The organism is Thermococcus piezophilus (assembly GCF_001647085.1).
Lineage (GTDB): Archaea > Methanobacteriota_B > Thermococci > Thermococcales > Thermococcaceae > Thermococcus > Thermococcus piezophilus.
The window spans coordinates 1,152,294-1,171,728 of sequence record NZ_CP015520.1; the positions used below are offsets into that span (position 1 = coordinate 1,152,294).

The window sequence follows — 19,435 nt, forward strand, 5'->3', positions numbered from 1 at the left end:
TTTAACTCTAAGTCCGGTAAGTCCAAATAATTATTAATGCCAACGTCTAAACTTCTTTGGTGGGAAGATGGTAAGCTCTCACTTCAGGAACATTCTGCTCAAGCTCGGCATCCCTGAGGAGCGATTATCAGTCCTCGAGGGTAAAGGAGGCCTCGTCGAAGACGAGTTTGAGGGTATCAGATACGTCCGCTTCCGCGATTCTGCCAAGGGCTTCAGGCGTGGAACCCTCGTCTTCGAGAACGGCGAGGTGGTTCTGGGCTTTCCCCACATAAAACGCGTCGTCCAGCTTGAGAACGGGATAAGGCGCGTCTTCAAGAACAGGCCTTTCTATGTCGAGGAAAAGGTCGATGGATACAACGTCAGGGTCGTTAAAGTGGGAGATAAGGTTCTCGCCCTCACAAGAGGAGGCTTCGTCTGTCCCTTCACGACGGAGAGGGTTGAGGACTTCATAAATTTCGACTTCTTCATGGACTACCCGAACCTCGTTCTAGCTGGAGAGATGGCCGGGTCTGAGAGCCCTTACCTCGTCGAGGGTCCGCCCTACGTGACGGAGGATATTCAGTTCTTCCTCTTTGACATTCAGGAGATGGGGAGTGGGAAGAGCCTTTCCGTAGAGGAAAGGCTGAAGCTCGCTGAAGAATACGGAATTCCTCACGTTGAAGTGTTCGGAGTTTATGATCGACGCCGCATCGACGACCTCTACGACCTCATTGAGAGGTTGCATCGCGAGAGAAGGGAAGGAATCGTCATGAAGAGCCCTGACATGAAGAGAATCGCGAAGTACGTAACGCCCTACGCCAACATCAACGACGTCAGGATAGGCTCGCACATATTCTTTGACCTGCCGTACGGCTACTTCATGCAGAGAATAAAGCGGCTGGCTTTCTATCTAGCAGAAAAGCACATCAAGGGTGAGGAGTTTGACGAATATGCCAAGGCCCTAGGGAAGGCACTGCTACGGCCCTTCGTTGAGAGCATCCATGAGGTGGCCAACGGCGGCGAGATAGAGGAGACCTTTACTGTTCGCGTCAAGAGCATAACCACCGCACACAAGATGGTCACCCACTTCGAGAGACTCGGCATCAAGATACACATCGAGGACATCGAGGATTTAAAGAACGGCTACTGGCGGATAACCTTCAAGCGGGTTTATCCTGACGCCACGAAGGAGATAAGGGAGCTGTGGAACGGGCTGGCGTTTGTGGACTAGGCAAGGAAACGTACTCTGGAGTATTATACTCATGGGTAGGTTTATAGATAGGAAAACTTGAAAGATTAACTTGCACCCCTGATAGTTACTTGTGGGGTGCAAGTTAAAGCTCCTTGAAGATCCTCACGAGCACCGGGTCGGGTATGGTGTATTGGTTATTCCTCTTCTCCACGTAGCCGTACTTCACGAGGTTCTCGAGCAGGTTCGAGAAGTTAGCGTCGTTAACGTAGCCAAGCTTCAGGGTCAGGTAGTCCTTGATGTCGCTCCAGCGGGAGTAGCCGAGCGCTATGGCCTTCAGAATCACGCGGTAGCGCGGGCTGTATGTGAAGAGCTTCGAGAGCTCGCTGTTTACCACCGACTTCGCCTCTCTCAGAACCTCTTCGAGGGCCTTTTCGTGGTCGAGCTTCCTCGTGGCTCTTACGTAGCCGTAGAGCGATAACCAGCCCACAATACCGTCGAGCTCCTCAACTGTCGCCCCGACTTCTTCCCTCACGGGGGAGCCTGCCTCATCGAACCCCCTCAGGAGAAACTCCTCGCTTAGCTCCTTACTAAAGCGTTCAATGACTATGTCGTGGTGGTACCTGCCGAAGAGCGGCGCCTCTGGATTGTTGAACTTGAGGAGTCGAAGAGCAGGCCGACTTCAGAGCCTGTGAGGATAAATGTGAGGTTTTTGAGGTTGTCAACGGCGTACGCTATTATCCCGTCGTACTTCGTGGCCCCGCCAAAGCGGAGGTACTGGGCCTCGTCGAATGCTATGACGACTCTTCTCTTCTCCTCTCCATACTCGTTGAGAGCCTCCAAAAGCTCCGTTATTGAGAAATCCTTGGAGGTTATCTCAACCTTCGCCCCCGAGAAGGCTATCCCCTTAGCCTGCTCAGGAAGGCCTTTGCCTCCTCAATGAGCCTTTTCTTGCCGCTCAGGGACGAGAGCAGGGTCTTGCCGATGATGTAGCGGTTCACGGAGGGGTATTCTGCGTAGGTCTTCCTCACGTCCACCTTTACCGAGGGGTTCGAAAGCTCGCCTAAGGCCATGTTGGAGGGCGAGCTCTTGCCGGGCCTCCTGAGGCCGGAGGGGAGTATCAGCCTCTTGCCCCTTTCTATTGCCTCCGCAAGTTCCCTCAGCTCGTTCTCTCTATCGAACAGCTCCCCTTTTCGTCTTCGGGTAAGGCGAGAACAGCATAACTTGCACTCCCAATAGTTACTTGCAGGAGTGCAAGTATAAAAGGGTTGCCTTAACAGATGCCTTAGAGTTGTGTTTTTCTACTAAGCTATACTTGACGTTGAGCAGGTGAAGTTTGGGGTGTGGGGCGTTAGCCCCCCTAACGACCTTTGCATGAGCAAAGGTTGACCAAAGTTAGTGATTCTTATCTGATGGCCATTGTCAGTAGTTTTCCTGTTTAAACTGGAGTTTTAAAGAGGGAATGCACTTTTCGTTGAGGCAATTGGAAGGGGTTTTCTTTTGTTTGGTGCTCCGGAGAAGCGCGGGTGAAGACAAACCTTCTCAAAAAGTCCCATAAAAGGGCATTAACTAGACCGGTGGTCATCTAAGTGGAAACTTTCATTAAGTGGGCTGTGTCGATGAGGAATCACTAACTTTGATGAAACTTTCGCTTGGCGAAAGTTACTGGGGGATGGGGGCGGCAACCCTCTCCAGAGTTTTAGAAAAACAGGTTGCGGGATGAAACCCCGCATCGGGAGTTTGAGAGTACATCAACCTTTGCTTGAGCAAAGTTGATAAAACGAATTAACTTCTTAACTTAGCTGGAATGAGTTTTGCATGTCTTTTTAAAATTATGAGCTTGGTTAGGGTTTAACCTGAAGAGCTGACAAGCTAAAGGGTTTCGCTTTTCTCTTAACGCCCTTTGGGCGTTTATTTGCAGTGAAACTACGTAAGACCGTGAATCTAAAGTAAACCTACCCAGGAATTACCGCTTTAATAAGGACATGCGAGCTTTGATCAAACTTTGCGAAGGCGAAGTTTGTTTTGCAAAAAAATTGTACACCCCCAAACCTAAAAAAGGGTGGAAGGGTTCGAAAGCCTTTTAAATAGTCTCCATAGACTTCCCCTCAGCTTTAGAGTATCCAGAACAAAGGATGACGAAAAAATGGCCTGGCACATCTTCATTCCCGATTCGCTCCTCGAAGAAACCGACGACCCGAAAATCAGAACATACAAAGTTGGGCAGATAGCCAGGGCCGCGGCGATATTCGGCGTCGAGCATATCTGGATTTACAGGGCCGGTGGCAGGGACGGGCGCTTCATAAAGCTCGTCCTCGAGTACGCTGAGACCCCGCAGTACCTCCGTAAGAGGCTCTTCCCCCTGATGTCCGAGCTGAAGCACGTGGGGGTCATACCCCCGCTGAGGACCCCGCACCACAAGCTCAAGTCTAGGCCAAGGGTCGGGGAGATACGCGAGGGCTTTGCCTTCAGGCGGGGGAAGAGAATTTACGCCGACATAGGTCTCGACGAGTTGGCTACCGTCGAAGGAGACGTTGAAGGTCGCGCGGCCTTCAGAATAGTCTCGACGAGGCCTCTCAGGGTGGTACCTACAAAGCCAGAGGAATACTGGGGCTACAGGGTGCACCTCACGAGGAAGTCACTGGCAAAAACACTTAAAAAGGCCAGGCTTGACTTGGCAGTTGCAACCTCCAGGAAGGGGCAAGACTTCCGAGACGTGAAGCTTCCCCCACTCGAGGGGGAGGTCGGATTCGTATTCGGCTCACCGAGGAAAGGCGTGATGGAGCTCCTCGGAGAGGAGGATTATCCCTTTGATCTAATCCTCAACACCATTCCAAATCAACGGACTGCCACGGTCCGTACCGAGGAGGCTGTCTTGGCCACCCTCGCGGTGTTTAATCTCATAAGGAGGGATTGAGATGGGAAAAATACACAGACCAAGGAGAGGTTCACTGGCTTACTCCCCAAGGAAGAGGGCTAAGAGCATAGTCCCGAGAATCAGGAAGTGGCCGAAGGACAGCGAAGTCAGGATGCTTGGTTTCGCGGGATACAAGGCAGGAATGACCCACGTCCTCATGATCGACGACAGGCCAGGGCTCACCAAGGGCAAGGAAATATTCATGCCCGTGACCATAGTTGAAGTTCCGCCGCTCTTCGTCTACGGCATAAGGGCCTACAGGCAGGGCTACCTTGGCCTCGAGACTGCCACCGAGGTCTGGTTCCACGAGCTCAACGACTACGTCAAAAGGAGGATAAAGACCGTGCCGAAGGACTACAACGAGGAGGCCTTCCAGGCCAAGCTCGGCCAGCTTGAGGGCCTCGTTAACGACGGCGAGATAGTTGACGTCAGGCTGCTCGTCCACACCCAGCCGTGGCTCATCCGGCTCAAGAAGAAGCCCGAGGTCATGGAGTACGCCATCGGTGGCGACGATGTCAAAGCCAAGTTCGACTACGCCAAGGAAAAGATAGGCAAGGAGCTCCGCGCGAGCGAGGTTCTCCACGAGGGTGAGCTCATCGACGTCATAGCCGTCACCAAGGGTAATGGAACCCAGGGCCCAGTCAAGAGATGGGGGATCAAGATCCAGTTCCACAAGGCCCAGAGGGCTGGAAAGGGCAGGCATGTCGGTAACCTCGGTCCATGGCACCCGACCAGGGTCATGTGGACTGTTCCGCAGGCCGGTCAGATGGGCTTCCACCACAGGACCGAGTTCAACAAGAGGCTCATCGCCATAGGTGAAAACGGCAAGCTCAAACTCGACGAGAAGAACGAGATCGAGATAACTCCGAAGGGCGGCTTCCCGCACTACGGAATAATTAGGAGCGACTTCCTTATGATTCAGGGAACGATCCCAGGATCCTTCAAGAGGATCATCAGGGTTAGGCCAGCCATAAGGCCTCCGAAGAAGAAGCCGCCGGTTGAGAGGCCGCAGATCACCTACATCAGTAGGGAATCCAAGCAGTGAGGTGAGATAGATGAAGGTTAAGGTTTTCAACCTCGAAGGCGAGCCCGTTGATGAAATTGAGCTTCCAAAGGTCTTCGCCACTCCGTTCAGGCCGGACCTCATAAGGAGGGCTGTCATCGCTTCATGGACCCACAGAATACAGCCCCAGGGCAGAGACCCGCTCGCTGGAAAGAGAAGGGTTACTGAGAACATCGGAAAGGGCCACGGCATGGCTAGAGTTGAGAGGATAAAGACCTCCCCGAGGTTTGCGGCCTTCGTGCCCTTCGCGAGGGGCGGAAGGAGGACCCACCCACCGAAGGTCGAGAAGATCATCTGGGAGGAAATCAACAAGAAGGAGCGCAGGCTCGCTATCATGAGCGCCATTGCCGCTACTGCCAACTACGACCTCGTCAGGACGAGGGGCCACATAGTCGACAACGTCCCGCAGGTTCCGCTGGTTGTGGTTGATGACCTTGAGAAGGTCTTCAAGACTGCCCAGACCAGAGAGATATTCAAGAAGCTCGGCGTTTGGGACGACATCGAGAGGGCCAAGAAGAACACCAAGATAAGGGCAGGTAAGGGTAAGATGCGTGGAAGGCGCTACAAGAAGGCCAAGGGCCCGCTCATCGTCGTTGCCAAGAACGAGGGCATTATCCAGGGAGCTAGGAACCACCCAGGCGTTGACGTTGTCACCGTTGACAACCTCGGTGTCGAGCTGCTTGCCCCTGGTACCCACCCAGGAAGGCTTACCATCTGGACCAAGGGCGCTATTGAGAGGCTTAGGGAGATTTACGGGTGATGAGAGATGGACCCATACAAGGTTATTGTCAGGCCGGTCGTCACCGAGAAGGCCGTTGCAATGATAGAGAACGAGAACAAGCTCACCTTCATAGTTGACAGAAGGGCCACCAAGAGCGACATCAAGAGGGCCGTGGAAGAGATGTTCCAGGTCAAGGTCGAGAAGGTCAACACCCTCATCACCATGAGGGGCGAGAAGAAGGCCTATGTGAAGCTCAAGCCCGAGTACAGCGCAAGTGAAATCGCCGCAAGGATAGGATTGTTCTGATGGGGTGAGTGAGATGGGAAAGAGTTTGATTCAGCAGAGGAGAGGAAAGGGAACCACCACCTTTAGGGCTCCCTCCCACCGCTATAGGGGAGCCGTTAGGTACCTCCCGCTCAACCTGACCAGGGAGAAGACCCTCGTCGGCAAGGTCGTTGAGATACTCCACGACCCTGGAAGGACTGCCCCAGTTGCCAGGGTTAAATTCGAGAACGGCGCCGAGAAGCTTATCATTGCCCCTGAGGGAATCCTCGTCGGTGAGGAGATAGCCATCGGACCGAACGCCCCAATAAAGATAGGCAACACCCTTCCGCTTGCCATGATTCCGGAGGGAAGCTACGTCTACGACATCGAGGGCGTCCCAGGAGATGGCGGTAAATACGTTAGGGCTGGCGGTAGCTACGCCCTCGTCGTCAGCAGGGAGAAGGATAAGGTCATCGTCCAGCTCCCGAGCGGTGAGCTCAAGCAGTTCAACCCCATGTGCAGGGCCACCATCGGTGTGGTAGCTGGCGGCGGTAGGCTCGAGAAGCCCATCGTCAAGGCAGGAAAGGCCTACTACATAGCCAAAGCCAGGAACAGGTTCTGGCCGAAGCCGAGGGGTGTCAAGATGAACGCCGTCAACCACCCGCACGGTGGTAAGGAGCACCACATAGGCAGGCCTTCGACAGTTTCAAGGCGCGCTCCGCCTGGAAGGAAGGTCGGTCACATAGCCGCGAGAAGAACTGGTAGGAGGAAGTGAAGATGGCGAGAAAGAAGGAATTTAGGTATAGGGGCTACACCTTTGAGGAACTGCTCAACATGTCACTCGAGGACTTCGCCAAGCTCCTTCCGGCGAGGCAGAGGAGGAGCCTCAAGAGGGGCCTCAGCCCGGAGCAGAAGAAGCTCCTCAGGAAGATACGCCTTGCCAAGAAGGGCAAGTACAACAAGCCGATAAGGACCCATAGCAGGGACATGGTCATCCTTCCAGAGATGGTCGGTATGACCATCCATGTCTACAACGGAAAGGAGTTCGTCCCCATCGAGATAAAAGAGGAGATGATAGGCCACTACCTCGGCGAGTTTGCCCTTACCAGGAAGGTAGTCCAGCACGGCTCACCTGGTGTTGGTGCAACTAGGTCATCGATGTTCGTGGCGATCAAGTGAGGTGGTCTGAATGTCTAGGGGAAGGTTTTCCTACTCATTCCAAAATTTTGACCCAGAGAGGATGGCTCGCGCGAGCGGAAGGGACCTTAGGATTTCCCCGAAGCACAGCGTCGAGCTCCTCAGGGAGATAAGGGGCATGATGCTCAACGACGCTCTGAGGTACCTCGACGACGTCATAGCCCTCAAGAGGCCGGTCCCAATGAGGAGCTTCAACGACAGCCAGGGCCACAAGCCGGGTAAGGGCTTCGGACCAGGTAGGTACCCGGTCAAGGTCGCCAAGGCCGTCAAGAAGGTTCTCCTCAACGCCAAGAACAACGCCGAGCAGAAGGGCCTCGACCCGGACAGGCTTAAGATAATCCACGCCGCCGCCCACAGGGGACCAGTGCTCCGCGGATACATTCCAAAGGCCTTTGGTAGGGCCACACCGTTCAACGAACAGACCACCCACATAGAGATAGTTGTGGAGGAAATTAGGAGGTGAGCCTTTTGGCGATCGAGAGATACTTCATCAAGGAAGGCGTTAAGGAGATGCTCATCGACGAGTACCTCGAGAAGGAGCTCAGGCGCGCGGGCTACGGTGGTATTGACATCAAGAAGACTCCCCTTGGAACCAAGGTTATCATCTTCGCCGCCAACCCTGGCTACGTCATAGGAAGGGGCGGAAGGCGCATTAGGGAGCTCACCAGGATCCTTGAGAGGCAGTTTGGCCTCGAGAACCCGCAGATCGAGGTCGAGGAGATAAAGAACCCCTACCTCAACGCCAAGGTTCAGGCCGTGAGGCTCGCCCAGGCCCTTGAGAGGGGCGTCCACTTCAGGAGGGCTGCCTACGCTGCCATAAGGGCCATCATGAGGAACGGCGCCAGGGGTGTCGAGATTAGGCTCAGCGGCAAGCTCACTGGCGAGAGGGCTAAGAGCGTCAGGTTCTACCAGGGCTACCTCGCCAAGGTCGGAAACCCGGCCGAGACCCTCGTCAGCAAGGGCTACGCCCAGGCGCTCCTCAAGCTCGGTGTCATAGGTGTCAAGGTCTCCATCATGCCACCTGACGCCAAGCTTCCGGACGAGATTGAGGTCATTGAAAAGCCCGTTGAGGAAGAGGTGAGTGGAGAATGAAGCCGAGCGAGATTAGGGAAATGAGCATTGAGGAGATCGACAAGAAGATCAGGGAGCTCCGCCTCGAGCTTGCCAAAGAGAGGGGTGTGCTTACCATGGGGGCCTCTATGGAAAACCCCATGGTCATCCGCAACCTCAGGCGCGACATCGCGCGCCTGCTTACCATAAAGAAGGAGAAGCTTAGGGAGAAAAGGTGATGGTTAGTGCCTAGGATCGTTAACCCTCTGGATGAGATGCTCTTTAAGGAGGTCCTGAAGGAGCAGCAGAGAATTAGGGTATACATAGAGAAGGCCCGTTACGGAAAGCTTAAGACCATAATCGAGGGCATAGATGAGAAGGAGTTTGACCTCGAGGACATAGCCAAAAAGCTGAAGGCGAAGCTGGCATGCGGCGGAACTGTAAAGAAAGGAAGGATAGAGCTCCAGGGCGACCACAGGGAAAGGGTCAAGAAATTGCTGGCAGACCTTGGATTTTCAGAGGACTTGATAGAAATCGAGTGACAGCGAGAAACATCATCTGGCACGAGCTCATAGGCCTGAAAGCAAAGATTATAAGGGCATCTCATCCAGAGCTGGTTGGCATCAAGGGCTACGTCCTTGATGAGACGAGGAACACCCTCACCATCGGCGGTGAGAGGGTTTGGGTTATCCCGAAGGACGTGGTGGAGCTCGAGTTTGAAGTTGGCGATAAAAGGATACGAATCGATGGAAGGGAACTGATTGGAAGACCCGAGATGAGATTGAAGAAGAGGTGGAGACGATGAGAGAGATAGGATTAAAGATTCAGCCTCCCGCTGAGAAGTGTGACGATCCCCACTGCCCGTGGCACGGACACCTCAAGATACACGGCAGGTACTTCGAGGGCATAGTCGTCAGCGACAAGCCCAAGAGGACCGTCACCGTTGAGAGGCAGCACTACCACTACCTCAAAAAGTACGAGAGGTATGAGCTCAGGAGGAGCAGGATACACGCGCACAACCCGCCGTGCATTAACGCCAAGCCTGGCGACAAGGTTCTCATTGCCGAGACCAGGCCGCTCAGCAAGACCAAGAGCTTTGTCGTCGTTGGCATACTTCAGAAGGCAGAGGAGAGGTGATAACAATGGCTAAGAAGGGTGCTGGTGCTACTAGGGGTATTAGCCCCGTCAGGCCGACTCGCGCTCTGCCGATAGGTGCTTACCTTAAGGTTGCAGACAACAGCGGTGCCAAGGTCATCCAGATCATCGGCGTCGTCGGCTACAAGGGAACCAGGAGGAGACTTGCCAGTGCCGGTGTCGGCGATATGGTTGTCGCTACCGTTAAGAAGGGTAGGCCTGACATCAGGCATCAGGTCGTCAGGGCCGTTGTTGTCAGGCAGAGGAAGGAGTACAGAAGGCTCGATGGCATGCGCGTCAAGTTCGAGGACAATGCTGCCGCGATAGTCACCCCCGAGGGTGTTCCGAGGGGAACCGAGATCAGGGGTGCCATAGCCAGGGAGGCCGCCGAGAGGTGGGTTAGGCTCGGCAGCATAGCGAGCATTGTGTTGTGAGGTGAGAATGATGAAGTTGGATACCAAGCAGCCGAGGAAGCAGAGGAAGTTCCTCTACAACGCTCCCCTTCACCTTAGGAGCAAGATAATGAGCGCTTCCCTCTCGAGGGAGCTCAGGGAGAAGTACGGTGTCAGGAACCTTCCGATAAGGGAGGGCGACAAGGTCAGGATAATGCGCGGCGACTACAAGGGCAAGGAAGGAAAGGTCGTTGAGGTCAACCTCAAGAGGTACAGGATCTACGTCGAGGGCGTCACCCAGAAGAAGGTCGACGGCACCGAGGTCTTCTACCCGGTTCACCCGTCGAATGTTATGATAGTTGAGCTCAACCTTGAGGACGAGAAGAGGGAGAAGATAATTGAGAGGAGGGCTTGAAGATGGCGAGAAAGGGAGCCAAGAGACACCTTAAGAGGCTTGCCGCTCCAAATCAGTGGTATATTGAGAGGAAGGCCTATAAGTGGGCGGTCAGGCCGAGGCCGGGTCCGCACAGCATGAAGACCTCAATACCGCTGATCTACATAGTCAGGGACTACCTCGGCTACGCCAGGACCGCTCGCGAGGCTAGGAAGATCCTCAACGAGGGCAAGATCCTCGTCGACGGCCGCGTTAGGAAGGACTACAAGTTCCCGGTCGGTATTATGGACGTTGTCTCCATCCCAGAGACCGGCGAGCACTACAGGGTTCTCCCGAACAGGATCGGCAAGCTCATACTCCACCCGATAACCGAGAAAGAGGCCAACATAAAGCTGCTCAGGATAAGCAACAAGAGGATGGTCAAGGGAGGCAACCTCCAGCTCAACCTCCACGACGGAAGCAACCACCTCATCAGGCTCAGCTCACTGACCGACGAGACCAAGGACAAGTTCGAGACCGCCGATACCATACTCATGCGCGTTCCCGAGAGGGAGATAGTCGAAGTCATACCCTTCGAGGTCGGTGCTTACGTCTTCGTTACCCAGGGTAAGAACGTCGCCAGGAGGGGTAAGGTCGTCGAGGTCAGGCAGTTCCCAATGGGATGGCCGGACGTCGTCACCATCGAGGACGAGAACGGTGAGCTCTTCGACACCCTGAAGGAGTATGCCTTCGTGGTTGGAAAGGACAAGCCGGAGATTTCCCTTCCGTGAGGTGAGATGAGATGCAGATCAACAGAGAGGCCATACTTGCTGACTGGGAAGCTCACCCCATGAGGAAGCCCAGGATTGCGAAGGTCACCATCAACATTGGAGTTGGCGAGAGCGGTGAGAGGCTTACCAAGGCCGAGACCATGCTCGAGCAGCTTGTCGGCCAGAAGCCGATAAGGAGAAGGGCCAAGCAGACCAACAAGGACTTCGGAATCAGGCGCGGCGAGCCGATAGCCGTTAAGGTCACCCTCAGGGGCAAGAAGGCTGAAGAGACGCTCAGGAGGCTCCTCGCTGCGGTTGACAACAAGCTCAAGGCGGGCAACTTCGACGAGCACGGCAACTTCTGTTTTGGTATAGACGAGCACATCAACATCCCGGGCGTTGAATACGACCCAGAAATCGGTATATTCGGTATGGACGTCTGCGTCACCCTTGAGAGGCCGGGTTTCAGGGTCGCAAGGAGGAAGAGGCAGAGGAAGAAGATACCGAACAGGCACAAGCTGACCAAGGAGGAAGGTATCGTCTTCACTATAGAGGAGTTTAACGTCCAAGTGGAGGGATTGTGAGATGGCGAAGGCTGACTACAACAAGAGGAAGCCGAGGAAGTTTGGAAAGGGCGCCAGGAGATGCGTCCGCTGCGGACAGTACGGCCCGATTATCAGGATCCACGGCTTGATGCTCTGCAGGCACTGCTTTAGAGAGATAGCCCCCAAGCTGGGCTTTAAGAAGTACGAGTGAGGTGAGAGGAGATGACTTTGCTTGATCCGTTGGCGAACGCGCTTTCACACATAACCAACAGCGAGAGGGTCGGAAAGAAGGAGGTTTACATAAAGCCCGCCTCCAAGCTCATCGGAGAGGTCCTCAGGGTTATGCAGGAGAACGGCTACATAGGCGAGTTTGAGTTCATAGACGACGGAAGGGCCGGCATCTACAGGGTTCAGCTCATAGGCAAGATAAACAAGGCCGGCGCGATAAAGCCGAGGTTCCCGGTCAAGGCGCGGGAGTATGAGGCCTGGGAGAAGAGGTTCCTTCCGGCCTTCGAATTCGGTATCCTCATCGTCTCGACCTCTCAGGGTGTCATGACCCACAAAGAGGCCATAGAGAAGGGAATCGGCGGAAGGCTGATAGCGTACGTCTACTGAGGTGAGAGAGATGCCGATAGATGCGTGGGTAAGGGAAGAGGTTGAGATTCCAGAGGGAGTTGAAGTCACCGTCGAGAACAACGTTGTCAAGGTCAAGGGGCCGAAGGGAGAGCTCGAGAGGGAGCTCAAATACCCTGGCGTTAGGATATTCACCGAGGACGGCAAGGTCGTCGTTTACAAGGAGTTCCCAAGGAAGAAGGACATCGCCATAGCGAGGACCTTCAAGGCCCACATCTCCAACATGGTGAAGGGTGTCACCGAGGGATTCACCTATAGGCTCAAGGTCGTTTACAGCCACTTCCCGATGACCGTCAAGGTTCAGGGTGACGAGGTCATCATCGAAAACTTCCTCGGTGAGAAGAACCCGAGAATGGCCAAGATACTCCCTGGAGTTACCGTCAAGGTCATGGGTTCAGAGGTCATCGTCGAGGGCATTGACAAGGAAGCTGTTGGCCAGACCGCGGCCAACATCGAGCAGGCCACCAGGATAACCAAGTGGGATAGGAGAGTCTTCCAGGATGGTATTTACATTGTCGAGAAGGCTGGTAAGCCGATAAGGTTCTGAGGTGTGAGAAATGAACGAGAAGGCGAGACTCCTTAGGATTAGGGCCAAGCTCAAGAGGAAAAAGCCAAGGTTCCTCAGGCAGGAGTGGTGGCGCTATCCCAAGTTCAAGAACAACCCGAAGTGGCGCAGGCCCAAGGGAATTGACAGCAAGATGAGGCTCAAGAAGAAGGGCAAGGCGCGCTCACCCAGCATCGGTTGGAGCTCTCCCAAGGCTGTCCGTTGGCTCCACCCGAGCGGATATGAGGAAGTCCTCGTCCACAACGTCAAGGAGCTTGAGGCAATCGACCCGACCAGGCAGGCCGCGAGGATAGCGAGAACCGTCGGTGCTAGGAAGAGAGAGATGATACTTGCCAAGGCCAAGGAGCTTGGTGTGAAGGTACTCAACCCGTGAGGTGAAAGGTCATGCTTAAGATGCAGAGAAGGATTGCCGCTGACATTTTGAAGTGCGGTGAGAATAGGGTCTGGATTGACCCTGAGAGGATTGATGACGTCGCTGCTGCCATCACGAGGGAGGACATAAAGAGGCTCATCAACGACGGTATCATAAAGAAGAAGCCCATCAAGGGCCAGAGTAGGGCCAGGGCGAGAGCCTACCAGGAGGCCAGGAAGAAGGGCCGCCACAGAGGCCCGGGAAGCAGGAAGGGTAAGAAGACCGCCAGGATGGGCAAGAAGGAGCGCTGGATGATGACCATCAGGGCCCTCAGGAAGGAGCTCAGGAAGCTCAAGGCAGAGGGCAAGATAGACGAGCACACCTACAGGAGGCTCTACATCAGGGCCAAGGGTGGTCAGTTCAAGAACAAGAGGCAGCTCTACTTGTTCATGCAGGAGCACGGCATACTGAAGGAGTGAGGTGAGAGAAATGGCGCACGGACCGAGGTATAGGGTTCCCTTCAGGAGGAGGAGAGAAGGTAAGACTAACTATCACAAGAGGCTCGCTCTCCTTAAGTCAGGCAAGCCGAGGCTTGTCGTGAGGAAGAGCCTCAACCACCACATAGCCCAGATAGTGGTTTACGATCCAAAAGGTGACAAGACCCTCGTTTCGGCTCACACCAGGGAGCTTATGAGGGACCTCGGCTGGAAGGGCCACGGTGGCAACACGTCAAGCGCTTACCTGCTTGGCCTGCTCATCGGTTACAAGGCTAAGAAGGCCGGCATTGAAGAGGCCATACTTGACATAGGCCTCCACCCGCCGACCAGGGGCTCGAGCGTCTTCGCCGTCCTCAAGGGAGCCGTCGATGCCGGCTTGAACATCCCGCACAGCGAGGAGATCTACCCGGAGGAATACAGGATAACCGGCGAGCATATTGCCAACTACGCCAAGGCCCTCAAGGAGGAGGACGAGGCCCTCTACAGGAAGCAGTTCGGTGGCTATCTCGTTGGGGGCCTCGAGCCCGAAAGGCTCCCAGAGCACTTTGAAGAGGTCAAGGCGAGAATAATCAAAAAGTTTGAGGAGGCGAGAGAATGAGCGACCCGAGGGAGATCGCCCAGAGGGTTTTGGAGGAGTGGCAGCCGAGGACCAAGCTCGGTATGCTCGTCAAGGAGGGCCAGATAACTGACATTCACGAGATATTCCGCAAGGGCTACCAGATTAAGGAGCCCGAGATAGTTGACGTGCTCCTTCCTGAGGTTAACCTCAGGGAGAACCAGGAAGTGCTCGACATAGCTCTGACGGTTAGGATGACCGACAGCGGTAGGAGGATTCGCTTCCGCGTTCTTGCCGCTGTGGGCAACAGGGACGGCTACGTCGGCCTTGGAATCGGCCACGGCAAGGAGGTTGGAATAGCCATCAGGAAGGCCATCAACTACGCCAAGATGAACATCATTGAGACAAAGCGCGGCTGTGGAAGCTGGGAGTGCAGGTGCAGGAGGCCACACTCAATTCCGTTCGCCGTCGAGGGCAAGGAGGGAAGCGTCCGCGTCAAGCTCATGCCTGGACCGCGTGGCCTTGGACTGGTCATCGGTGACGTTGGCAAGAAGATACTCAGTCTCGCTGGTGTTCAGGACGTCTGGTCCCAGACCCTCGGTGAGACGAGGACCACTGTCAACTTCGCCAAGGCAGTCTTCAACGCGCTTTACAACACCAACAGGGTTGCAATCAAGCCGGAGATGGTTGAGAAATACGGCATCGTCGTTGGAAGGGAGATGGCAGCCAACTTTGAGCTGAAGTGAGGTGAGAGAGAATGGCAAAGCTTGCACTCATCAGACTTAGGAGCGGAATCAGGGCGAGGGGAGAAGTGAGAGACACCCTCGCCATGCTCCGCCTCCACAGGATCAACCACCTCGTCCTCATTGAAGACACCCCTAGCTACAAGGGCATGGTTCAGAAGGTCAAGGACTACATCACCTGGGGCGAGATAGACGCGGAAACCTTGGCCAAGCTCATCAGGAAGAGGGGCAGGCTCATAGGCAACAAGCCGGTTACCGAGGAGTACGTCAAGGAGAAGCTCGGAATGAGCATAGAGGAGTTCGCCAAAAAGGTCGTCGAGGGCGAGATGAAGCTCACCGACCTCCCGAACATCAAGCCCGTCTTCAGGCTCCACCCACCAAGGGGCGGTCTCAAGGGAAGCAAGAAGCGCTCATTCAAGGAAGGCGGAGCCCTCGGTTACCGCGGCGAGAAGATTAACGAGCTCATTGAGAGAATGCTCTGAGGTGGCGAGAGATGATTAGGAGGAGGAAGAAGGTTAGGAAGCTCCGCGGAAGTCACACTCACGGATGGGGCTGCAAGAAGAAGCACCGTGGCGGTGGAAGCAAGGGCGGTAAGGGAATGGCTGGAACTGGAAAAAGGAAAAACACCAAGTGGACCTGGACCATCAAGTACGCCCCGGATCACCTCGGCAAGAGGGGCTTCCACAGGCCGAAGGCTGTTCACTATACCCCACAGACCGTAAACCTGAGCTTCCTCGACGAGAACCTCGACGAGCTCATGCAGATGGGCATTGCCTACGAGGAAGGTGGAAAGATAATCGTCGATACCACTCAGCTCGGCGTTGATAAGGTTCTCGGCTCAGGAAAGCTCACCAGGGCCATAGTCGTTAAGGCCTACTACGTCACCCCCAAGGCCGAGGAGAAGATTAAGGCCGCTGGCGGCGAGGTTCTCCTCGCCTGATTTTCCTTTAATTTAACTTCTGGCGGGTGTTAATCATGGGATTAAGGAACGTAGTGTTCGCGATAGAGAGGTACTTCCCTGAAGTTGAAAGGCCCAGGAGGCACGTCCCACTCAAGGAGAAGTTCATGTGGACAGGCATTGTTCTGCTGCTGTACTTTATCCTCGCCGAGATTCCGCTCTATGGAATCCCAGCGCAGATTCAGGACTACTTCGCCACGCTCAGATTCGTTCTCGCCGGTAGGAGCGGTTCTCTTCTGACCCTTGGTATCGGTCCAATTGTCACTGCTAGTATTATCATGCAGCTTCTCGTCGGTTCCGACATAGTTCACCTTGATCTCTCAAATCATGAGGATAGGAGATTTTATCAAGCGGCTCAAAAGCTCTTCGCGGTATTCATGAGCTTCTTTGAGGCCGCCATATACGTCTTTGCAGGAGCGTTCGGTAAGGTTGATATGGGTCTCGGTGCGTTCCAGACGGTTACGACACCAGATGGAGCCATTTTCATAGGTCTAGGTCTTGCGATACTCATCCTTCTCCAGCTAGGATTCGCTTCCGTGATGCTCATCCTTCTCGATGAGCTGGTTAGCAAGTGGGGAATTGGCAGCGGTATCAGTCTCTTCATTGCCGCGGGAGTTTCCCAGACGGTTATCGTTAAAGCCCTTAACCCAATGACCACCCCAGAGTACATCGATCCGATCACAGGAGGACCAGCGATAATCGGTGCAGTCCCGGCTTTCATTCAGCACCTTCTTCATGGGGACGTTACTGGGGCCATCTACAGAGGTGCCCTGCCGGACATGATGGATCTCATGGCAACTATAGTAGTGTTCCTGGTCGTCGTCTACCTCGAGAGCATGCGTGTTGAGATACCCCTCAGTTACGGCCGAGTAACCGTTCGTGGAAGGTACCCGATAAGGTTCATGTATGTCAGCAACATACCGATAATCCTTACCTTCGCACTCTATGCCAATATACAGCTCTGGGCCAGGCTGCTTAACAACTTTGGCTACACTTGGCTTGGGACATTCGACAGCAACGGTTATCCAATAAGTGGCTTCGTCACTTATCTCTCGCCCCCAAGGGACATCTATCATGTCATAGCCGACCCCCAGAGGGCACTTGTCTATGCCCTGATGACAATAGGCTGGGCAGTAATCTTTGGATTCCTGTGGGTTGAGCTGACTGGCCTCGATGCCAAGAGCATAGCTAGGCAGCTTCAGAGTGCCGGGCTTCAGATCCCGGGATTCAGAAGAGATCCGAGGATACTCGAGAGGGTGCTCAACAGGTACATACCCTATGTTACCTTCCTGGGTTCATTCACCTTGGCGCTGGTTGCAGTGCTGGCAGACTTCCTTGGAGCGCTCGGTACTGGAACAGGAATCCTCCTTACCGTCGGTATCCTCTACAGGTTCTACGAGGAGATAGCAAGGGAGCAGGCAACAGAGATGTTCCCGATGCTCAGGAAGTTCTTTTCCAAGTGATCCTTTCTTTTCTTCACAAAACCTTTTAAACCAGCTTGGAGTAGATTCTTCCAGAGCCTCCTTGGGTGAGCATGATGCCGTTTGTGGTCATGATAACAGGAATCCCAGGTGTTGGAAAGAGCACAATAACCAAGCTTGCCCTTAAAAAGGCTAGGATGAAGTTCAAACTAGTGAACTTTGGCGACCTGATGTTCGAGGAGGCAGTGAAGGCAGGCCTAGTGAAGCATAGGGACGAGATGAGGAAGCTCAACCCAAATGTGCAGAAGGATCTACAGATGAAGGCTGCTCGGAGGATAGTTGAGATGGCCAAAACTGAGCCCATACTCATCGACACCCACGCCACTATAAGGACTCCAGTGGGCTACCTGCTTGGATTCCCCAAGGAGGTTATAGAGGTCATAAACCCCAACTTCATAGTCATAATTGAAGCCACTCCGAGCGAGATACTCGGTAGAAGGCTTAGGGACCTCAAGCGCGACAGAGACGTCGAAACTGAGGAACAGATACAGAGGCACCAGGACTTGAACCGCGCCGCTGCGGTTAGCTATGCAATGCACTCCAACGCACTTATAAAGATAATCGAGAACCATGAGGACAAAGGCCTTAAAGAGGCAGTTCATGAACTTGTTGAAGTATTAGATCTGGCGGTGGGACAATATGATTGAAGGAGTATACTCTTTCCTTGACAGCTTGTTTGGGCCGTTGATAACTTCATACCAGCCAATATTGGTAGTCACGGTATCGGGAATAATCCTAGGTGCGTTATTTACCCTAATCAACTACGTCCTGGTTGACCAGGAGAAGGTCAAGCTGCTCCAGAAGAAGAGTAAGGAGTTCCAGAAGAAGTACAAGGAAGCCCAGGCTTCCAAGGACGAGAAGAAGCTCAGGAAGCTCCAGCAGGAGCAGATAGAGCTTATGAAGCTCCAAAGCGAGGTCATGAAGGATACAATGTTCAAGGTCACCCTCCTGACCCTACCGATATTCTGGATATTCTTCGGCTGGCTCAGGAGATGGTACGTAGAGGTCGGCATAGCCAAAGCACCCTTCAACTTCTTCCTCTTTGACTGGTTCCACAAGCTCTACCACTCGGGCCTTCCAGCCAACGAGCTGGGATACATAGGTTGGTACATCATGACTTCCATGATAACCGGTTACATCCTTAGGAAGCTCCTCGATATGGGTTAAATTTAAAAACGCTTGACAAAAAGGCATTGCGAGGTGAGAGAAATGAAGCCCATGTACAGGTCAAGGTCATGGAGAAGGAAGTACGTCAGGACTCCGGGAGGGAGAACGGTCATACACTTTGAAAGGAAGAAGCCAAAGATAGCCCACTGCGCTATGTGTGGCAGACCTCTCAACGGCGTTCCACGCGGCAGGCCGAGCGAGCTCAGGAAGCTCCCAAAGACCAAGAAGAGGCCAGAGAGGCCGTATCCGAACCTCTGCCCGAGCTGCATGAGGAAGGTCATAAAGGCTCAGGTCAGGGCTGCTCTCTGAAGTGATGCACATGCCCCGCGACTGCCTCGTCATAACCGTCAGCGGCCTGGCCGGTTCAGGCACCACGACCCTTTGCAGGAACCTCGCCAGACACTATGGCTTTAAGCACATCTACGCTGGCCTAATTTTCAGACAGATGGCCAGAGAGATGGGCATGACACTGCAGGAGTTCCAGGAATATGCGGAGCTCCACCCAGAGATAGACCGGGAAGTTGACAGGAGGCAGATTGAAGCAGCTAAGGAGTGCAACGTCGTCATCGAGGGCAGGCTCGCCGGCTGGATGGTTAAGGATGCGGATCTTAAGATATGGCTTGATGCTCCAGTGAGGGTTAGAGCCGAAAGGGTCGCGAGGAGAGAGGGCATCAGTGTTGAGGAGGCATTTATGCAGATTGCCGAGAGGGAGAAGCAGAATAGGAAAAGATATTTAAATCTTTATGGCATTGACATCAACGACCTTTCAATTTATGATCTGGTTATAAACACTTCGAAATGGTCGCCCGATGGGGTCTTTGCAATCGTGAAGGCCGCCATCGACCACCTGTACCCCGATGGCGACACGGGGTTTAGGACAAAAAAATGA

General features: G+C 54.1%; 34 protein-coding genes. 31 read left to right on the forward strand and 3 right to left on the reverse strand.

Annotation, left to right across the window (positions count from 1 at the left end; genetic code table 11):
* The first annotated feature begins 67 nt into the window (after nucleotides 1–67).
* Complete coding sequence (locus A7C91_RS06245) at nucleotides 68–1,210, forward strand: RNA ligase (protein ID WP_068665874.1); 1,143 nt, start codon at nucleotides 68–70, stop codon at nucleotides 1,208–1,210.
* Nucleotides 1,211–1,313: 103 nt separating this feature from the next.
* Here the strand turns inward: A7C91_RS06245 and A7C91_RS11810 are convergent, their stop codons facing one another.
* From A7C91_RS11810 to A7C91_RS11820, 3 genes are all read right to left on the reverse strand, one after another.
* Nucleotides 1,314–1,703, reverse strand: a complete 390-nt coding sequence (locus A7C91_RS11810) for an AAA family ATPase (RefSeq protein ID WP_234394318.1) — start codon at nucleotides 1,701–1,703, stop codon at nucleotides 1,314–1,316.
* A 71-nt stretch (nucleotides 1,704–1,774) separates the two neighbouring features.
* Nucleotides 1,775–2,011 (reverse strand): ATP-binding protein, encoded by a 237-nt coding sequence (locus A7C91_RS11815; RefSeq protein WP_234394319.1) that lies wholly within the window; start codon nucleotides 2,009–2,011, stop codon nucleotides 1,775–1,777.
* Between the two features lie 56 nt (nucleotides 2,012–2,067).
* Nucleotides 2,068–2,205: a hypothetical protein gene (locus tag A7C91_RS11820; protein ID WP_234394320.1), complete on the reverse strand. Its 138-nt coding sequence runs from the start codon at nucleotides 2,203–2,205 to the stop codon at nucleotides 2,068–2,070.
* Between the two features lie 1,109 nt (nucleotides 2,206–3,314).
* On the opposite strand from A7C91_RS11820, the gene A7C91_RS06255 reads away from it, so the two are divergent.
* The 30 genes from A7C91_RS06255 (at nucleotide 3,315) to cmk (ending at nucleotide 19,435) form a co-directional block, all read left to right on the forward strand.
* Complete coding sequence (locus A7C91_RS06255; protein ID WP_068665876.1) at nucleotides 3,315–4,085, forward strand: putative RNA uridine N3 methyltransferase; 771 nt, start codon at nucleotides 3,315–3,317, stop codon at nucleotides 4,083–4,085.
* Between the two features lies 1 nt (nucleotide 4,086).
* A complete protein-coding gene (locus A7C91_RS06260) occupies nucleotides 4,087–5,130 on the forward strand; it encodes a 50S ribosomal protein L3 (protein ID WP_068665878.1) in 1,044 nt (347 codons plus the stop codon).
* 10 nt (nucleotides 5,131–5,140) lie between these two features.
* Entirely contained in the window at nucleotides 5,141–5,908 is a 768-nt protein-coding gene (gene rpl4p / locus A7C91_RS06265) for a 50S ribosomal protein L4 (protein WP_068665880.1), read from the forward strand.
* Between the two features lie 6 nt (nucleotides 5,909–5,914).
* Entirely contained in the window at nucleotides 5,915–6,175 is a 261-nt protein-coding gene (locus A7C91_RS06270; RefSeq protein WP_068665882.1) for a 50S ribosomal protein L23, read from the forward strand.
* 13 nt (nucleotides 6,176–6,188) lie between these two features.
* The gene (locus A7C91_RS06275; protein WP_068665884.1) at nucleotides 6,189–6,908 is read left to right on the forward strand and encodes a 50S ribosomal protein L2; all 720 of its coding nucleotides are present in this window, start codon (nucleotides 6,189–6,191) and stop codon (nucleotides 6,906–6,908) included.
* Between the two features lie 2 nt (nucleotides 6,909–6,910).
* Nucleotides 6,911–7,312 (forward strand): 30S ribosomal protein S19, encoded by a 402-nt coding sequence (locus A7C91_RS06280; RefSeq protein WP_068665886.1) that lies wholly within the window; start codon nucleotides 6,911–6,913, stop codon nucleotides 7,310–7,312.
* Between the two features lie 10 nt (nucleotides 7,313–7,322).
* Nucleotides 7,323–7,793: a 50S ribosomal protein L22 gene (gene rplV / locus A7C91_RS06285; RefSeq protein WP_068665889.1), complete on the forward strand. Its 471-nt coding sequence runs from the start codon at nucleotides 7,323–7,325 to the stop codon at nucleotides 7,791–7,793.
* Between the two features lie 5 nt (nucleotides 7,794–7,798).
* Complete coding sequence (rpsC, locus tag A7C91_RS06290; RefSeq protein ID WP_068665891.1) at nucleotides 7,799–8,422, forward strand: 30S ribosomal protein S3; 624 nt, start codon at nucleotides 7,799–7,801, stop codon at nucleotides 8,420–8,422.
* Nucleotides 8,419–8,619, forward strand: a complete 201-nt coding sequence (gene rpmC / locus A7C91_RS06295) for a 50S ribosomal protein L29 (protein ID WP_068665893.1) — start codon at nucleotides 8,419–8,421, stop codon at nucleotides 8,617–8,619. The genes rpsC and rpmC overlap by 4 nt, the downstream gene beginning before the upstream one ends.
* A gap of 36 nt (nucleotides 8,620–8,655) precedes the next feature.
* A complete protein-coding gene (gene yciH / locus A7C91_RS06300; protein WP_206204400.1) occupies nucleotides 8,656–8,922 on the forward strand; it encodes a stress response translation initiation inhibitor YciH in 267 nt (88 codons plus the stop codon).
* On the forward strand, nucleotides 8,808–9,185 hold the full coding sequence (locus tag A7C91_RS06305; RefSeq protein WP_082871992.1) for a ribonuclease P protein component 1: 378 nt from the start codon (nucleotides 8,808–8,810) through the stop codon (nucleotides 9,183–9,185). The genes yciH and A7C91_RS06305 overlap by 115 nt, the downstream gene beginning before the upstream one ends.
* On the forward strand, nucleotides 9,182–9,517 hold the full coding sequence (locus A7C91_RS06310; RefSeq protein WP_068665899.1) for a 30S ribosomal protein S17: 336 nt from the start codon (nucleotides 9,182–9,184) through the stop codon (nucleotides 9,515–9,517). The genes A7C91_RS06305 and A7C91_RS06310 overlap by 4 nt, the downstream gene beginning before the upstream one ends.
* Before the next feature lie 5 nt (nucleotides 9,518–9,522).
* Nucleotides 9,523–9,948 (forward strand): 50S ribosomal protein L14, encoded by a 426-nt coding sequence (locus A7C91_RS06315; protein ID WP_068665902.1) that lies wholly within the window; start codon nucleotides 9,523–9,525, stop codon nucleotides 9,946–9,948.
* Nucleotides 9,949–9,958: 10 nt separating this feature from the next.
* Nucleotides 9,959–10,321 (forward strand): 50S ribosomal protein L24, encoded by a 363-nt coding sequence (rplX, locus tag A7C91_RS06320; RefSeq protein ID WP_068665904.1) that lies wholly within the window; start codon nucleotides 9,959–9,961, stop codon nucleotides 10,319–10,321.
* Nucleotides 10,322–10,323: 2 nt separating this feature from the next.
* Nucleotides 10,324–11,070 (forward strand): 30S ribosomal protein S4e, encoded by a 747-nt coding sequence (locus A7C91_RS06325; protein WP_068665906.1) that lies wholly within the window; start codon nucleotides 10,324–10,326, stop codon nucleotides 11,068–11,070.
* Between the two features lie 11 nt (nucleotides 11,071–11,081).
* On the forward strand, nucleotides 11,082–11,633 hold the full coding sequence (locus A7C91_RS06330; RefSeq protein ID WP_068665908.1) for a 50S ribosomal protein L5: 552 nt from the start codon (nucleotides 11,082–11,084) through the stop codon (nucleotides 11,631–11,633).
* 1 nt (nucleotide 11,634) lies between these two features.
* Nucleotides 11,635–11,805, forward strand: coding sequence for a 30S ribosomal protein S14 (locus A7C91_RS06335; protein ID WP_012571038.1), 171 nt, complete (start codon nucleotides 11,635–11,637; stop codon nucleotides 11,803–11,805).
* 11 nt (nucleotides 11,806–11,816) lie between these two features.
* A complete protein-coding gene (locus A7C91_RS06340; protein WP_012571039.1) occupies nucleotides 11,817–12,209 on the forward strand; it encodes a 30S ribosomal protein S8 in 393 nt (130 codons plus the stop codon).
* A 10-nt stretch (nucleotides 12,210–12,219) separates the two neighbouring features.
* Nucleotides 12,220–12,774, forward strand: coding sequence for a 50S ribosomal protein L6 (locus A7C91_RS06345; RefSeq protein ID WP_068665910.1), 555 nt, complete (start codon nucleotides 12,220–12,222; stop codon nucleotides 12,772–12,774).
* Nucleotides 12,775–12,784: 10 nt separating this feature from the next.
* The gene (locus A7C91_RS06350) at nucleotides 12,785–13,165 is read left to right on the forward strand and encodes a 50S ribosomal protein L32e (RefSeq protein WP_068665912.1); all 381 of its coding nucleotides are present in this window, start codon (nucleotides 12,785–12,787) and stop codon (nucleotides 13,163–13,165) included.
* A gap of 11 nt (nucleotides 13,166–13,176) precedes the next feature.
* Nucleotides 13,177–13,623 carry a 50S ribosomal protein L19e gene (locus tag A7C91_RS06355; RefSeq protein ID WP_068665914.1) on the forward strand — a complete coding sequence of 149 codons (447 nt, stop codon included), beginning with the start codon at nucleotides 13,177–13,179 and terminating at the stop codon, nucleotides 13,621–13,623.
* Nucleotides 13,624–13,633: 10 nt separating this feature from the next.
* Nucleotides 13,634–14,239, forward strand: coding sequence for a 50S ribosomal protein L18 (locus A7C91_RS06360; protein ID WP_068665916.1), 606 nt, complete (start codon nucleotides 13,634–13,636; stop codon nucleotides 14,237–14,239).
* Nucleotides 14,236–14,943 (forward strand): 30S ribosomal protein S5, encoded by a 708-nt coding sequence (rpsE, locus tag A7C91_RS06365; RefSeq protein ID WP_068665919.1) that lies wholly within the window; start codon nucleotides 14,236–14,238, stop codon nucleotides 14,941–14,943. The genes A7C91_RS06360 and rpsE overlap by 4 nt, the downstream gene beginning before the upstream one ends.
* Nucleotides 14,944–14,954: 11 nt before the next feature.
* Nucleotides 14,955–15,422 carry a 50S ribosomal protein L30 gene (locus A7C91_RS06370; protein WP_068665921.1) on the forward strand — a complete coding sequence of 156 codons (468 nt, stop codon included), beginning with the start codon at nucleotides 14,955–14,957 and terminating at the stop codon, nucleotides 15,420–15,422.
* Between the two features lie 11 nt (nucleotides 15,423–15,433).
* Nucleotides 15,434–15,880: a large ribosomal subunit protein uL15 gene (locus A7C91_RS06375; protein WP_068665923.1), complete on the forward strand. Its 447-nt coding sequence runs from the start codon at nucleotides 15,434–15,436 to the stop codon at nucleotides 15,878–15,880.
* Between the two features lie 35 nt (nucleotides 15,881–15,915).
* Nucleotides 15,916–17,361: a preprotein translocase subunit SecY gene (gene secY / locus A7C91_RS06380; RefSeq protein ID WP_068665925.1), complete on the forward strand. Its 1,446-nt coding sequence runs from the start codon at nucleotides 15,916–15,918 to the stop codon at nucleotides 17,359–17,361.
* Nucleotides 17,362–17,435: 74 nt separating this feature from the next.
* Complete coding sequence (locus A7C91_RS06385) at nucleotides 17,436–18,026, forward strand: adenylate kinase (RefSeq protein WP_068665927.1); 591 nt, start codon at nucleotides 17,436–17,438, stop codon at nucleotides 18,024–18,026.
* Nucleotides 18,019–18,546 carry a DUF106 domain-containing protein gene (locus tag A7C91_RS06390; protein ID WP_068665929.1) on the forward strand — a complete coding sequence of 176 codons (528 nt, stop codon included), beginning with the start codon at nucleotides 18,019–18,021 and terminating at the stop codon, nucleotides 18,544–18,546. Before A7C91_RS06385 ends, A7C91_RS06390 begins: the two co-directional genes overlap by 8 nt.
* 42 nt (nucleotides 18,547–18,588) lie before the next feature.
* On the forward strand, nucleotides 18,589–18,855 hold the full coding sequence (locus A7C91_RS06395; RefSeq protein WP_068665931.1) for a 50S ribosomal protein L34e: 267 nt from the start codon (nucleotides 18,589–18,591) through the stop codon (nucleotides 18,853–18,855).
* Between the two features lie 10 nt (nucleotides 18,856–18,865).
* A complete protein-coding gene (cmk, locus tag A7C91_RS06400; RefSeq protein WP_068665933.1) occupies nucleotides 18,866–19,435 on the forward strand; it encodes a (d)CMP kinase in 570 nt (189 codons plus the stop codon).